Source organism: Burkholderia multivorans ATCC BAA-247 (genome assembly GCF_000959525.1).
Lineage (GTDB): Bacteria > Pseudomonadota > Gammaproteobacteria > Burkholderiales > Burkholderiaceae > Burkholderia > Burkholderia multivorans.
The window spans coordinates 2189564-2204996 of the sequence record NZ_CP009831.1; the positions used below are offsets into that span (position 1 = coordinate 2189564).

The 15433-nt window shown below is 69.5% G+C and carries 9 protein-coding genes and 1 pseudogene; 4 read left to right on the forward strand and 6 right to left on the reverse strand.

Annotation, left to right across the window (positions count from 1 at the left end):
* Positions 1-95: 95 nt before the first annotated feature.
* Positions 96-1424, reverse strand: a complete 1329-nt coding sequence (locus tag NP80_RS11760; RefSeq protein WP_006410101.1) for an ATP-binding protein — start codon at positions 1422-1424, stop codon at positions 96-98.
* Positions 1421-2161 (reverse strand): response regulator, encoded by a 741-nt coding sequence (locus tag NP80_RS11765; protein WP_006410090.1) that lies wholly within the window; start codon positions 2159-2161, stop codon positions 1421-1423. The genes NP80_RS11760 and NP80_RS11765 overlap by 4 nt, the downstream gene beginning before the upstream one ends.
* A gap of 228 nt (positions 2162-2389) precedes the next feature.
* Between NP80_RS11765 and NP80_RS11770 the strand changes: the two genes are divergently transcribed.
* Positions 2390-2971, forward strand: a complete 582-nt coding sequence (locus tag NP80_RS11770; RefSeq protein WP_006410104.1) for a thioredoxin family protein — start codon at positions 2390-2392, stop codon at positions 2969-2971.
* A gap of 76 nt (positions 2972-3047) precedes the next feature.
* On the opposite strand, the gene NP80_RS11775 is transcribed toward NP80_RS11770, so the two are convergent.
* The gene (locus NP80_RS11775) at positions 3048-3686 is read right to left on the reverse strand and encodes an FMN-binding negative transcriptional regulator (RefSeq protein WP_006405940.1); all 639 of its coding nucleotides are present in this window, start codon (positions 3684-3686) and stop codon (positions 3048-3050) included.
* A 162-nt stretch (positions 3687-3848) separates the two neighbouring features.
* On the opposite strand from NP80_RS11775, the gene pdxR reads away from it, so the two are divergent.
* Both pdxR and NP80_RS11785 read left to right on the forward strand, forming a co-directional pair.
* Entirely contained in the window at positions 3849-5354 is a 1506-nt protein-coding gene (gene pdxR, locus NP80_RS11780; RefSeq protein WP_045593469.1) for a MocR-like pyridoxine biosynthesis transcription factor PdxR, read from the forward strand.
* A 162-nt stretch (positions 5355-5516) separates the two neighbouring features.
* Entirely contained in the window at positions 5517-7748 is a 2232-nt protein-coding gene (locus NP80_RS11785; protein ID WP_045593471.1) for a penicillin-binding protein 1A, read from the forward strand.
* 4 nt (positions 7749-7752) lie between these two features.
* Here NP80_RS11785 and NP80_RS31900 read toward each other — a convergent pair.
* Together NP80_RS31900 and NP80_RS11795 are read right to left on the reverse strand one after the other, a co-directional pair.
* A pseudogene (locus tag NP80_RS31900) lies at positions 7753-9065 on the reverse strand (hypothetical protein).
* Positions 9066-9264: 199 nt separating this feature from the next.
* Positions 9265-10683 carry an MFS transporter gene (locus tag NP80_RS11795; protein ID WP_006405936.1) on the reverse strand — a complete coding sequence of 473 codons (1419 nt, stop codon included), beginning with the start codon at positions 10681-10683 and terminating at the stop codon, positions 9265-9267.
* A gap of 429 nt (positions 10684-11112) precedes the next feature.
* Between NP80_RS11795 and NP80_RS11800 the strand changes: the two genes are divergently transcribed.
* Positions 11113-13560, forward strand: a complete 2448-nt coding sequence (locus NP80_RS11800; RefSeq protein ID WP_006405934.1) for a DUF3772 domain-containing protein — start codon at positions 11113-11115, stop codon at positions 13558-13560.
* A gap of 112 nt (positions 13561-13672) precedes the next feature.
* Here NP80_RS11800 and amaB read toward each other — a convergent pair whose 3' ends face one another.
* On the reverse strand, positions 13673-15184 hold the full coding sequence (amaB, locus tag NP80_RS11805; RefSeq protein ID WP_035947022.1) for an L-piperidine-6-carboxylate dehydrogenase: 1512 nt from the start codon (positions 15182-15184) through the stop codon (positions 13673-13675).
* Between the last annotated feature and the right edge of the window lie 249 nt (positions 15185-15433).

Sequence of the window (15433 nt, forward strand, 5' to 3'; positions counted from 1 at the left end):
CCATCCGAAGGCCTGTCGCCCGTCTGTTCCCGCACGCGCGACGCGGCCGCGCCGCGCCGGAACGCTAAAGCGACCGGCCACACGCCATGCGTTCGCTACGCCGCCGCATTCACGAGCGTCAGCCGCGCATCGAGTCCGCCACCGCCATCCTGCCGATTGCTCAGCGTCAGCGTGCCGCCCATCGCGAGCGCGAGCTGGCGCGCGATCGCGAGGCCGAGGCCCGTGCCGCCCGTCTCGCGATTGCGCGACGTCTCCACACGGCGGAACGGTTCGAACACCGCGTCGAGCTGATCGTCCGGAATGCCGGGCCCGCGGTCGCGCACGACGATCACCGCGCCGCCGTCCGGCGCCGGCTGCACGTCGATCTCGGCTGCACCCGCGAACTTCAGCGCGTTGTCGACGAGATTGCCGACGATCCGGCGCAGCGCCTTCGGCCGCGTGACGAGCGCAAGCGGCGCGCGGCTGTGCAGCGCGACGTCCTGCCCCGCATCGACGTAATCGCAGACGATGCTGTCGAGCAGCGCATCGAGATCGATGCGGCGCGCCGCCTCGTCGGAGCCGTGCAGCGTACGCGCATACGCGACGCCCTCCTTCACCAGATGCTCCATCTCGATCAGGTCTTGCCGCAGCTTCGCGCCTTGCGCATCGTCGTCCATCACGTCGACGCGCAGTCGCATCCGCGTGATCGGCGTCTGCAGATCGTGCGAGATCGATGCGAGGATCTGCATCCGTTCGGTCATGTACTGCGCGATGCGATCCTGCATCGCGTTGAATGCGCGCGCCGCGCGTGCGACTTCGGACGGTCCGTCCTCGCTGAGCCGCTCGCCCTTCAGGTCGGGGCCGAGCGCGTCGGCGGCGAGTGCGAGCTGCTTGAGCGGCCGCGTCGCGAGCCGCACCGCGAGCCAGCAGCACGCGGCCAGCACCGCGAGCTGCAGCGCGAGCACGGCCGGCAGCCAGTCGGACAGCGGCACCGTCGACATCGGATGAATGTCGATCGTGAGCGGCGAGCCGTCGCTCAGCCGCAGATGCACTTGCAGATGTTCGCGATCGCCGGGAATCGCGTTCGCGGTCAGCGGATACCGGCCGCCGATGCCGTCCGAGATCGACCGCTCGACGCGCGCCGACAGCCGCGCCTCCGGCGGCGTACCGGTTTCGCCGGGCCCGAGGATGAACGTATAGCTGCGTCGCGCGAGACGCGGCAGCCACGCGGCACGCTCGTCGGGCGGCAGATGATCGAGCAGCGCGACCGAGCTCGCGACTTCGCGCTCGATGTAGCCCATCATCAGGTTGGTCGTCGCCTGATCGCGTTCGGTGACGGTGAGCCAGAACGACAGCGTCTGCGCGAGCGCGAGCCCCACGCACAGAATCAGCGCGAGCCGCGCAAACAGCGAGCGCGGCCAATGCCACGGGATGCGCGCGTTCACGATGTGCCTTCGATCGCGGTGACGGCCGACGAGAACACGTAGCCTTCGTTGCGCAGCGTCTTGATGTAGCGCGGCTCGCGCGCGCCGTCGCGCAGTCGCTGGCGCAGCCGGCTCACGAGCAGGTCGATCGAGCGGTCGAACGGATCCGACTGGCGGCCCTGCGTGAGATTCAGCAATTGATCGCGCGTCAGCACGCGCTGCGGATGATCGAGAAATACGCGCAGCAACCGGTATTCGGCGCCGCTCAGCGCGACGAGCGTACCTTCCGCATCGAGCAGATGGCGCCCCGCCGTGTCGAGCCGCCATTCGCCGAAGGCGAGCATGCCGGCCGTCTCCGTCACCTGCATGCCGGGCGGCAGCATCCGCGCGCGGCGCAGCACCGAACGGATCCGCGCGAGCAGTTCGCGCACCGCGAACGGCTTCGCGAGATAGTCGTCCGCACCCATTTCGAGGCCGACGATCCGGTCGGTTTCCTCGCTGCGCGCGGTCAGCATCAGCACCGGCACCGTGCGGAATTTGCCGGCGCGCAGATCGCGGCACAGCGCCAGGCCGTCCTCGCCCGGCAGCATCAGGTCGAGCACGATCAGGTCGGGCGCGCCGTCGTCGAGCACGCTGCGCATCTCGCGCCCGTTCGCGGCCAGCGACACGCGCATGCCGTTCTTCTCGAGATAGTCCGCGATCAGTTCGCGAATGGCGCGATCGTCGTCGACGATCAGCATGTGGTCGGGCTTGTCCATGGATCGGTGTCGTACTCGTGAAGGGCGGCGGGGCGATGTCCGCCTTTATACCGCGGCGAACCGGCGCGTTTGTATCGCACTGTATCGCGCCGCCGTCGCGACACACAACATTGCACACGCGCGGCTCGCCGGACACATCGCAGATACGTCGCAGCGGCCCAATGACGGCTATCGCAACCCGACCGGCCGGCGCCCGCGCGCAGCAGCCGGCCGCACCGGAGAAACGCCATGCTGCCCCGATTCAGGACCGCCGCCTTCGTGATCGCCCTCGCCGCCACGGCCGGCCTCGCCGCGTTCGCCGGCACACGCGACGAGGCGGGCACGATGGCCTCGTTCGCCGGCTCGCGCGCGCCCGAGTTCGCCGGCATCGACCGCTGGCACAACAGCGCGCCGCTCACGCTCGACCAGTTACGCGGCAAGGTCGTGCTCGTCGACTTCTGGACGTACTCGTGCATCAACTGCATTCATACGATTCCGTACGTCAACGACTGGTACCGGAAATACCGCGATCGAGGGCTCGTCGTCGTCGGTGTGCATACGCCCGAGTATCCGTTCGAACGCGACGCGAAAAACGTCGCCGACGCGATTGCGCGCTTCGGCATCCGCTATCCGGTCGCGCAGGACAACCGTTACGACACGTGGCGCGCGTACGGCAACCAGTACTGGCCCGCGCTGTATCTGATCGATGCGAACGGCAAGATCGTCTATACGCGGTACGGCGAAGGCGCGTACGACAAGACGGAGGCCGCGATTCGGGCCGCGCTGGCGCAAGCCGGCGAACGTGCGAAGGACGCGACGCGCACGCAGTAGCGTCGCCCGGCGCACGCGTGCACGAGCACGTGCATGAGCGCTTGCGGCCGATGCCCGTCCGTGATCGGCGAACGCGTCATTCGCGTTTCGCGTCGGCCGCCGCGAGCATCGCGCCGCCGATCGCGACGTTCCCGCTCGCGACCAGCGCTTCGCCTGCGCCCCGAATATCGGCGGCCGCCTTGTTCTGCCCGAGCTTGCGCTTGCCGACGAGCCGCGTGATCTCGATCTGCAGGCCGACGATCGATTGCAGCATCGCCTCGAGATAGTCGGACGGCGCGTCGCCCATCTTCCACGGCACCGGCTGCGATGCCTCGTGCGTGCGCGTGAGCCGCGCGACGACACCGCGCACGAACTTCTCGTCGTCGCGCACCGTAATGCGGCCGTGCGCATGCACGACCACGTAGTTCCACGTCGGCACCTGGCGGTGCGTCGCATGCTTGCTCGGATACCAGTTCGGCGAGATGTATGCGTCGCCCGCGTGGAAGATCACGAGCACGTCGTCGCCGTTCGCGACCGCCTGCCACACCGGATTCGCGCGCGCGACATGCGCGTGCAGCTCGCCGAGGCCGCCGTCGCCGGGCAGCCATTCGAACGGGAGGTGGTTCGCGTCGAGCCCGTCTTTCCCGTGCGTGATCAGGCTGCCGAACGGATGGCGCACGATCAGCTCGCGCAGCACGTCGGGGCGGGATTCGGCGAAATCGGCAGGGACATACATGCGGCGGCTCCACGATCGGACAGGATTCTTCGGACGACGCGCGGGCCGGCGGGATGCGGCTCACGGCACGCCCGTCGCGCGGCTTGCGCAATGCGCCGATTGTGGCTGCAAACTGGTTTATGCTGTAGAGCCGGTTTCGAACAATTTTGGTAGACCAGAATCATGGCAAGAACGGCGCGGATCGTCGACATCCCGTCGCTCGGCGCGCTCGATCGCGCGACCGGCGACCTGAGCCGCCAGCTCGCGCAGGCGCTGCGCGAAGCCGTGCGTCGCGGCGACGTCCGGCCCGGCGACACGCTGCCGTCCACGCGTCTGCTGGCGGCATCGCTGCAGGTCGCACGCGGCACCGTCGTCGACGCGTATGCGCAGCTTGTCGCCGAAGGCTTTCTCGAGTCGCGCGCCGGCGCCGGCACGCGCGTCGCGCATGCGCTGGCCGCGCCGCCGCCCGCGCGTTCGGCCGTGCGCCGGCCGCGCACTCGCACGGGGCTGCCGGAGCCGGCCGCGACGTTCGCGCGCATCGCGCAGGAGTTCCGGCCGTTGCCGCCCGCGCCGTTCGCGATCTCGGTGCCGGCTGGCCTCACCGCGCCCGACGACGTATGGCGCCGCCTCGGCAACCGGCTGCGCGCACGCGGCGCGGGCGCGCCGTCCGGCTACGCCGATCCGCAAGGCGCGCTGCCGCTGCGCGCAGCGATCGCCGATTACGTGCGCCGCTCGCGCTCGGTGCGCTGCGAAGCCGATCAGGTCGTGATCACGAGCGGGACGCAACAGGGGCTCCATCTGGCGACGCAGGTCCTGCTCGGCGCACACGATCGCGCGTGGGTCGAGAATCCCGCTTACCGCGGCATCACGGCGCTGCTCGACAGCACGGGCCGCCGCGACGCGATGGTGCGCGTGCCCGTCGATGCGGACGGCATCGACGTCGACGCCGGCATGCGCGCAGCGCCCGATGCGCGCGTCGCGTTCGTGACGCCGTCGCACCAGTATCCGCTCGGGATGCCGATGAGCATGGCGCGGCGCAATGCGCTGCTCGCCTGGGCGCGCGCGCATCGCGCGTGGATCGTCGAAGACGACTACGACAGCGAGCTGCGCTATGAAGGCCATCCGTTTCCGTCGCTGCAGGGGCTGGACCCCGAGCGCGTCGTCTATCTCGGCACGTTCAGCAAGGTGCTGTTTCCATCGCTGCGGCTCGGCTACGTGATCGCGCCGGACGATCTGGTGCCCGCGTTCTGCGGCGCACGCGTGCTGATGGATCGTCATGCGCCGACCGCCGATCAGTACGTGCTCGCTGCGTTCATCGCCGAAGGCCATCTCGACCGGCACATCCGTCGCGTGCGCGGCGTCTATGCGGAACAGCGCACGCTGCTGATCGACACACTCGGCGCACGGCTGCCGCGCGCGCTCGCCTGGGTGCAGCCCGGCGATCAGGGCATGCATGTCGTACTGTGGCTCGCCGACGGCATCGACGATCTCGACGTCGTCGCACGCGCGGCCGACGCCGGCATCGCGGTGCGCGCGGTTTCGCCGATGTTCGCGCCGGGCACCGCGCGGCCCGGCCTCGTGCTCGGGTTCGGCGGATTCGGCCGCGCCCGGATGGAAGCCGCGGCGCAGCGGCTCGCCGAAGTGATCGTCGAGGCCGCCGGCGCGGCGCGCCGCCGACGCGCGCGGTAAATCGCGTGCCGGGTCGCGCACCGATACGTGCATGGCACCGCGGAAAGGTTGTCGGCGCGCAACAAACGTAATCGTCTGTAAATCCTGCAAGCGAAACGCCGTTTGCGCCGCATTCGCCGCGCGCGCGTTTGCTAGCATCGCGGCTTTTTCCGCCCTTCCGCCGTGAATCGCTTCGTGTCGTTCCTTCGCCTCGCACTGGCGCGCTGCCGCGCGCGCGTCGCGCCGTTCGCCGCCGGCTGCGCGGCCCGCCTGCGCGCAGCGCTGCGCGGCGCCGCACACGCGCTTCGCCATCCGACGCGCCGCGGCATTGCGTTGACGCTCGCCGCGATACCGACGCTCGCGGTGCTGGTGCTGCTCGCGTTCGTGCCGTTCACGCCGAGCATCGGCGACATCCGCAAGGCACGCATCGAGCGGCCCGCACGCGTGCTGTCGGCCGACGGCAAGCTGATCGCGGAGTTCCGGCCGGTCAACCGCGAATGGGTGCCGTTGAAGCTGATTTCGCCGCACGCGGTCGACGCGTTGATCGCGACCGAGGATCGCCGCTTCTACGCGCACCACGGCATCGACTGGCGCCGCACGCTCGCGGCCGCGTTGCACACGTTCGGCGGCGAGCGCCAGGGCGGCTCGACGATCACGCAGCAGCTCGCGCGCAATCTCTATCCGGACGAAGTCGGCCGCGCGCCGACGCTCACGCGCAAACTGAAAGAGCTCGTCACTGCGTTCAAGATCGAGATGGTGTACAGCAAGGCCGAGATTCTCGAGACATATCTGAACACGGTGCCGTTCCTCTACAACGCGTACGGCGTCGAGATGGCCGCGCGGACCTACTTCGGGAAATCCGCGGACCAGCTCGACGTCGTCGAAAGCGCGACGCTCGTCGGGATGCTGAAGGGCAACAGCTACTACAACCCGGTGCTCAATCCCGAGCGCGCATTGCAGCGCCGCAACGTCGTGCTCGAGCAGATGGCGAAGGCCGGCATGCTGTCGGCGAGCGAACTGGCGCGGCTGCAGCGCCGGCCGCTGCGCGTCGACTTCGAACGGCAGACGGCCGAGCCGGGCCTCGCGCCGCATTTCGCGGTGCAGGTCCGCAAATGGCTGATCGCGTGGGCCGACAGCCACGACTACGATCTGTACTCCGACGGTCTCGTGATCCGCACGACGCTCGACGCGCGTCTGCAGCAGATGGCCACGCGCGCGCTCGTCCAGCAGACCGACCGCTTGCAGGCCGTCGCCGACGCCGCCTGGCGCGGCCCGTCGGGATGCGGGCTGCGCAACGCGCTGTTCCGCGGCTTCATCCGGCAGACGCCCGATTACCGCGACGCGCGCGACGCGGGGCTCACCGATGCGGCGGCACTGACGCAGCTCGGCGCGAACCGCGCCTTCGTGCGCGCGCTGTGCGAACGCAAGACACAGGTGCAGGCCGGCTTCGTCGCGATCGATCCGCGCAACGGCGCGATCCGCGCGTGGGTCGGCAGCCCCGATTTCGGCGACGAGCCGTTCGACCACGTCGAGCAGGCGCGGCGCCAGCCGGGCTCGACGTTCAAGCCGTTCGTCTACGGCGCCGCGTTCGCGGACGGCGCCCGGCCGAGCGACACGTTCGTCGATCGCGACGTCGCGATTGCGCTCGGCGATGGCACTGTGTGGCGCCCCACCGACGCGGAGCCGCCGACCGGCGCGCCCATGACGCTGCGCGATGCGCTCGCGCTGTCGCGCAACCGGATCACCGCACAGCTGATGCAGCGCGAAGGCGCGGCGAAGGTCGCGCGGCTCGCGCGCGCGATGGGCGTGCGCGACAGCCCGCTCGAGGCGGTGCCGTCGCTCGCGCTCGGCACGAGCCCCGTCACGCTGAAGGAGATGGTGTCCGCGTACGCGACGATCGCGAACCGCGGCGTCTATGTCGCGCCGCAGGCGATCACGCAGATCGAGGATCGCAACGGCAAGGTGCTCGCGCGCTTCGCTGACGCGCCACCGCAGCGCGCCCTGCCGGCCGACGCGGCGCTCACGCTCGTCGACGTGATGCGCGACGTCGTCGACCGCGGCACGGGCGCCGACATCCGCACGCGTTACGGGATTCGCGGCGACGTGGCCGGCAAGACCGGCACGACGCAGGACAACGCGGACGGCTGGTTCATCCTGATGCATCCGCAGCTCGTCGCGGGTGCGTGGGTCGGCTTCGACGACGGCAGCGTGACGCTGCGCAGCGACTACTGGGGTGCGGGCGCGCACAGCGCGTTGCCGATCGTCGGTGCGTTCTATGTCGACGCGCTGCGTGCACGCGCGATCGATCCGCACGCGCAGCTCTCGCCCGATTTCCGCCCGCGCGCCGCGCCGGCATCCGCGCCGAAGCGGCGCGTGCATCCGGGCCTGTTCGACTGGCTGCGACTGTTCCGCTAGCGCGTCAGTCCGCCGTATCGCCGCCCTTCGGCAGCTTCGACCACGCGCCGCGGCCCGGCAGCGGCGACCACGCCGGGCGCGTCTTGCGCGCGCTGTCGATCACGACCAGATAGCGGCCGGCGATCGGCGAGATCTCGCGGTCGCCGCGCAGCACCCACAGCGACTTGCCGGCCTCGACGCGCGCCTGATAGTCGTCGTCGAGAATTCCGTGCCGGTCGAGGAACGTGTTGAGCGACGCGGGAATCCGCACGCAGCCCTTCGAGTGGCGGATGCCGAGCAGCGGCTCCAGCCGATCGGGATCGGTCGCATGCATCTGAAAGCGCATCGCCGACTTGCCGCCCTTGCCCCAGCCACGCTCGCCGTCGATCCAGCCGAAGTCGAAGATGCGCATGTCGCGGTGGCCGTAGCCGCGAATGCCGTTCTCGTTCGTCGTGCCTTCCGCGCGGAAGTCCATGTGGTCCGGCGAATGATGGAACACGCCGAGCGGCGTCAGGAAGTGATCGTACTGGCCCGGCAGCCCCGTCGCGACCGGCGCGGCGCCGATCAGCAGCCACGCGTTCGCGGGCGTCGCGCGGAAGTAGATGAACAGCGCCTGCACGTTCGGCGCGCGATCGACCATCGCCACGTATTCGCCGGCCAGATCCGCGAGATCGGCGGCGGCGAGTGCGCGCTGAAGCCGTTCGCCGTACGCGCGCTGTTCGTTCGCGGGCACGTTCAGGCGACGCGTGACTTCCTGCGCGAAGCGCTTGCGCATGTCGAGCGCGCGGGCCGTCGCGCTTTCGGCTTCGTGGGCGGACAGCGGCGGATGCCGGCGCGGCGGCGTCGGTGCCGCCTCGCTGGCCGGCGTTTCGGATGCGGCCGATGCGGGTGTCGCGCCGGATGCGCCGGACGCGCCGGACGCGGTGGACGCGGTGGACGCGGTGGGCGCCGGCGCGGCCGCCGATGCACCGCTTGCCGCATGCGGACGCGAAGCTGCGGGCGCGGCCGAAGCGGCCGACGCACCGGACGCTCCGCTTTCGGCATGGGGACGCGAAGCCGCGGGCGCCGCCGAAGCGGCCGGCGACGATCCCGCCGTCGCGGACGACGGCGTATCGGACGCAGCCCACGTGGCAGACGGCGCGACGACGGACAGGGACGGGACGGCAGCGAGCCACATGCAGGCGGCCACTGCGAGGGTACGGCGACGCGGTCGAGCAACTCGCCGCGTCAGGTCGGAAAGCATCATGCGGTCGTTGACCATCGGCCGGGCCGGCGCTCGCGCAGGGCGAGCGGCACGCATTGCGCGAAAAGCCATCGAGACGGTCGGCGCGACGCAATGCGCGCGATGTCGACGCCTCTTCGCGGCGGAAGCCGTGCGCCGATGCCGCGCGCCCGGTCCGATGGTGAGCTAATGAGTCGTCAGGGCTACGATTCTACGCGTGCACGGCGAAATCGGCAGCGACGCGGCGCCCGTTTCGCCGCGGATTTGCGTTTCGTTACGGTTGTTTCAACGCGTGACCGTGCCGCGCGCACCGTCTCATCGCGAGATCGCTTCGAGCGCGATGCCCTTCGTGCGCGGCCCCATGATGCCGATCGCGGCCATCACGATCGCCATCGCGCCCGCAATGAACGCGAACACGCCGACCGTGCCGAAGCCCTTGAGCACCGCGGCAATCACGAACGACGAGAAAATCGCCGAGAAGCGGCTCCACGAGTAGACGAAGCCGACCGCGCGCGCACGGATCGACGTCGGGAACAGCTCGGCCTGATACGCATGGAAGCTGTACGACATGATGTTGCTCGCGAGCGTCAGGCCGATGCCGAGCACGATCAGCAGCGCGCCGATCGTCGTCTGGCTGAACAGCAGCCCGCAGACGAGCACCGTCGCCGCCATCGCGACGATCACCGACTTGCGCTCGAAGCGGTCCGCGATCACGAGCCCGATCAGCGGGCCGATCGGCGCGGCGAGCGCGATCACGCTCGAATACATCAGGCTCGACGTGATCGTGATCCCCTGCTTGATCAGCAGCGTCGGCACCCAGTTCGCGAACCCGTAGAAGCCGACCGTCTGGAACACGTTGAAGATCGTCATCATGATCGTGCGGCTACGATACGGCGGCACCCACATGTCGCGGAAGCTGCCGCGTTCGGCAACCGGCTCCGCCGGGGCGGGCGCCGGCAGCGGCCGCCCGTATTCGGCCTCGACCTTCGCTTCGAGCGCACGCATCACGCGATCGGCTTCGTCGAGCCGGCCCTGCTGCGCGAGCCAGCGCGGGCTTTCCGGCAGTTCGCGGCGAATCCACCAGACGAAGATCGCGCCGTGCGCGCCGATCAGCACGACCCAGCGCCAGCCGTCGAGGCCGAACGGCGCGCGCGGCACGAGCAGATACGCGAGGAACGCGACCACCGGCACGGCGACGAAACCGACCGCCTGCTCGCACGCGAACGCGCGGCCGCGAATCTGCTTCGGCACGAGCTCGGAGATGTACGTGCCGATCGTCACCATCTCGACGCCGAGGCCCAGCCCGACGACGAAGCGCCAGAAATTCAGCCCCGTCGCGGTGTCCTGAAACGCCATCACGACGTTCGCGGCCGTGTACCACAGCAGCGACCACGTGAAGATCGCACGGCGCCCGAAGCGATCGGCGAGAAAGCCGCAGGCGATCGTGCCGACGAACAGCCCCGAAAACAGCGCGGCGATGAAGCTCGCGACGCCCGTCGTGCCGAACAGCCCGTGCGTCGTCGCGCTGAGGATCCCGCTTTTCACGAGACCGGGCGCGACGTAGCCGCTGTACAGCAGATCGTAGAGTTCGAAGAAGAAGCCGAGGCTCAGCAGCACGACGAGCTTCCACACGCTGCGCGTCGGCGGCAGCCGGTCGAGGCGGGCCGAAATCGTGCCGGCGTCGATCAGCGGGGATCGGGCCGGCGCCTGCGGGATGCTGTCCGTTGAAGCCATCGTGATGCGTCTCCTGTCTTGTCGTCTGTTGTTGTCGCGGCCATCCGCGCCGCGCGAATCGCTGCATTGTACCGGCACGTGCCGCGCTTACGTGCCGCACGCGACGGCATGCGGCGGCGCGCGGCGGCGGCGCGGATGCGCTGGCGCGGCCGGAAAGATGTAAATTTCGTAACCGTCTGTCGGCCGCCGGCGCACGGCAAAGGCCGCCGCATCGGCCGCCGCGCGCCGACGCCGCCGTGCGCGCAGCCCCCGCCGCACGGGGCACACGCGGCGATCGCGGCCCCACGCGCCGCGCGCGCCATCGCATCGGACGGCGCGCCGACACGCCGTCGCCGCCGCCGTCGCGCCCCGGTAACATGCTACGGGGCCAACCGCCGGCCGCCCGATGCCTGTCGGCAAACAGGCGTGTCGGCAAATCGTAAGCAATCCATGTTCATACAACGACTTTCTCATTTCGCCCGCCGGATTGCGCTGATCGCACTGCTGCAGTTCGCAGTCGTCGCGACCGCGTCGGCGTTTCCGGCCGCCGCCTCGGCGCCGAGCGCGAGCGCCGTCGGCGCCGCACCCGTTCCGACGATTTCGCTCGGCGACGCGCTCGCGCAACTCAAGCAGATGCAGGCCGAACAGGACCGCATCAAGCAGAAGACGTCGACGTCGACCACCAGCAAGGAGCTCGACGCGCTCGAAGACGCGACGCAGCAACTGAGCGCCGCGGTGGAGAAACTGCAAGGCGAGCTCACGCCGCAACGTGTGCAGTTGCAGGCGCAGCTCGACGTGCTCGGGCCGCCGCCCGCGCCGGGCGCTGCGCCGGAAACGCCGGCCGTCGCGCAGCAGCGCGCGACGCTGAATGCGCGCAAGGCGCAGATCGAGGCAGCGCTGAAACAGGCCGCCGATCAGAAGACCAATCTCGCGAACCTGTCCGATCAGTTCGCGAAGCTGCATCGCAGCCTGCTCAGAAACCAGCTCGCGTTCCGTTCGGCCAGCATTTTCAGCGCGCAGTTCTGGCTGCCGCTGTTCCATCTGCCGCCGGACGACGTCCAGCGGCTCGGCGCTTTCCAGCGCGAGCTGCGCGACATGCTCGGCTCGTCCTGGACGCCCGGCCAGCGCGCGACCACCGTGCTGCTGTTGATCGCCGCGCTCGCGGCGTGGCTCGGCGGACGCCGGCTGCTCGAGTACGGGCTCGCGTGGATCTGCCTGAACCGTCTGCCGCCGACGCGGCTGCGCCGCAGCGCGCTCGCGCTGTCGACCGCGGTCGCGACGCTCGTGGCGACCGCGGTCGCCGTGCAGATCCTCTATCTCGCACTCGCGCGCCACTACACGCCGACACCGGCGATGAGCGATCTGTGGGACCAGTTCGTGAAACTCGCCGCGACCTGCGCGCTGATCGCGGGCCTCGGTCGCGCGCTGCTGTGTACGAAGCATCCGTCGTGGCGGCTGCCCGCGCTCGCCGATCCCGTCGCGCTCGCGATGCGACCGTTCCCCGGCGTGCTGGCCGCGCTGCTGCTGATATCGGGCACGCTCGAGTCGATCGACCGGATCGCGGACACGAGCCTGTCGGTCACGCTGCTCGGCCGCGGCTTCGTGTCGCTGGTCGTCGCGCTGACGGTGGGCGCGTCGCTGCTGCGCGCGAACCGCGTGCGCAGCGCGCTGGCGGCGGCCGGCGAATCGCCCGAGCAGCGCTCCACGCTCGCCGGGCTGATCCACGCGGGCGTGACGCTCGCGATCGTCGTGTCGCTGATCGCGCTGGCAATCGGCTACATCACGGTCGCGCGCTTCATCACGTACGAGCTCGTGTGGTTCGAGATCGTGCTCTGCAGCGTGTACGTGCTCACGCAGCTGACGCGCGACGCGAGCGAGAGCCTGTTCTCGGTGAACCTGTCGACGGGCAAGCAGATCAAGCATCTGTTCGCGCTCGACGACCGGCATCTCGAACAGGCACACACCGTCGTGTCGGGCGTCGGCACGAGCCTGCTGATGCTCGTCGCGGCGATCGCGCTGCTGACGGGCGGCTTCGGCACGACGCCGAGCGATCTGCTCGACAGCGCGATCGCGATGATCGGCGGCCAGCGGCTGCAGAGCCTGAACATCATGCCGGACCGCATCATGAACGCGGTGATCGGGTTCGCGATCGGCTTCTATCTGCTGCGCTCGGTGCGGCGCTGGCTCGACAACGAGTTCCTGCCTGCGCTCGGCATGGACAGCGGCATGCGTGCGTCGCTCGTCACGCTGTTCGCGAACGTCGGCTACGTGCTGCTTGTGCTGATGACGCTCGGGCTGCTCGGCGTAAAGTGGAGCAACCTCGCGTGGATCGTCAGTGCGCTGTCGGTCGGTATCGGCTTCGGCCTGCAGGAGATCGTGAAGAACTTCGTGTCGGGGCTGATCCTGCTGACCGAGCGGCCGGTGAAGGTGGGCGACATGGTCAGCATCGCCGGTGTCGAAGGCGACATCCGCCGCATCAACGTGCGCGCGACCGAGATCCAGCTCAGCGACCGCTCGACCGTGATCGTGCCGAATTCGCAGCTGATCTCGCAGAACGTGCGCAACGTGACGATGGGCAACAGCACGCAGGGCGTCGCGACGCTGATGCTGACGTTCCCGCTGAACACCGATCCGGAGCAGGTGCGCGACCTGCTGCTCGAGGCATACCGCGCCCACCCGGCGATTCTCGAGAAGCCGGCGCCGTCGGTCACGTTCAGCCAGCTCGCGCCGGACGGCATTACGCTGAGCGTGACGGGCTACGTGGCGAGCCCGCGCATCGCGGGTTCGACGAAGAGCGATCTGCTGTTCGAGATCCTGAAGCAGCTGCGTGCGGCGAAGATCACGCTGTCGAGCCCGCAGGTGCTGGTGCTGCACAACGAGCCGGCGAGCGACGCATAACGCACGGCGCCGATCGCACCGGACGCCTCACAGACGAAACGGGCCGGCTGCCGCATCGCGGCAACCGGCCCGTCGGTTTTGATGCCGGCGGCGCGAAGCGCGCCGCCCGCGCTTACACGTCGAACTTCACGCCTTGGGCAAGCGGCAGTTCGCGGCTGTAGTTGATCGTATTCGTCGCACGACGCATATACGCCTTCCACGCATCCGAACCCGACTCGCGGCCGCCGCCCGTTTCCTTCTCGCCGCCGAACGCGCCGCCGATTTCCGCGCCGCTCGTGCCGATGTTCACGTTGACGATCCCGCAGTCGCTGCCGGCCGCCGACATGAACTGCTCGGCCTCGCGCATGTCGTTCGTGAAGATCGCCGACGAAAGGCCTTGCGGCACCGCGTTGTGCACCGCGATCGCATCGTCGAAGTTGTCGTAGACCATCACGTACAGGATCGGCGCGAACGTCTCGCGCTCGACCACCGCCGACTGCTTCGGCATCCGCACGATAGCCGGACGCACGTAGTACGCATCCGCATGACCGACGTCGACACGCTCGCCGCCCTTCACTTCGCCGCCCTGCTCGCGCGCATCGGCGAGCGCCTTCTGCATCGCGTCGAACGAGGCGCGATCGACGAGCGGGCCGACGAGCGTGCCTTCCTCGAGCGGGTTGCCGACCTTCACCGACGCGTAGGCCTTCTCGAGGCGCGGCAGCAGCTGATCGACGATGCTCCGGTGCACGATCAGGCGGCGCAGCGTCGTGCAGCGCTGGCCGGCCGTGCCGACCGCCGCAAACGTGACCGCGCGCACGACGAGATCGAGATCGGCGCTCGGCGCGACGATCATCCCGTTGTTGCCGCCGAGTTCGAGGATGCCGCGCGCGAGACGCTGGCTCAGCACCTTCGCGACCTCGGTGCCCATCCGCACGCTGCCCGTCGCGCTGACGACCGGCACCTTCTTCGACGAGGTCAGCACCTCGCCGACATCGCGCGTGCCGAGCACCAGCTGATGCAGCCCTTCGGGCGCGACGCCCGGATGGGTCTTGTCGAACTCGCGCAGCGCCTTGCCGAGCAGCACGTGGCATGCGATCGCGGTGAGCGGCGTCTTTTCCGACGGCTTCCACACGACCGGATCGCCGCACACGAACGCGAGCGCCGCATTCCATGCCCACACCGCGACCGGGAAGTTGAACGCCGAAATCACGCCGCACACGCCGATCGGGTGCCACGTTTCCATCATCCGGTGACCCGGACGCTCCGACGCGATCGTCAGGCCGTAGAGCTGGCGCGACAGGCCGACCGCGAAATCGCAGATGTCGATCATTTCCTGCACTTCGCCGAGGCCTTCCGACGCGATCTTGCCGGCCTCGAGCGTGACGAGGCGGCCGAGCGCGGCCTTGTGCTCGCGCAGCACGTTGCCGAACACGCGTACCAGCTCGCCGCGCACCGGCGCAGGCACCGTGCGCCACTTGAGGAATGCGTCGTGCGCGGCGTCGATCTTGCGCTCGGCCTCGGCGGGCGTGTCGACCGCCAGCGTCGCGAGCGTCGCGCCGTCGAGCGGCGAACGCGCGGTCAGCGCGTTGCCTTTCCACTGGGCGAGATCGATGTCGAGCGCAGCAAGAATGTCGTTGAATTGCATCACTTCCTCTTCAGGGACAGATTGATCGGTGCGGCGGCGACGCCGCCCGCGTGATTCGATTGGAGCGCGTTCGCGCGCCTTGTGCAAGCGGATGCGCGCACCGCCGCGCCGTTGCGCGATGCCGCGCACGAACTGCGGCATCGCCGCCGCCGAGGCGGCCGGCCGGCACGCCCATGCGCTCGCGGCGCACGATCCATGGACGACATTGTGGGTGGCCACAAGTCGGGCGGCTATTGATATTAACTCACC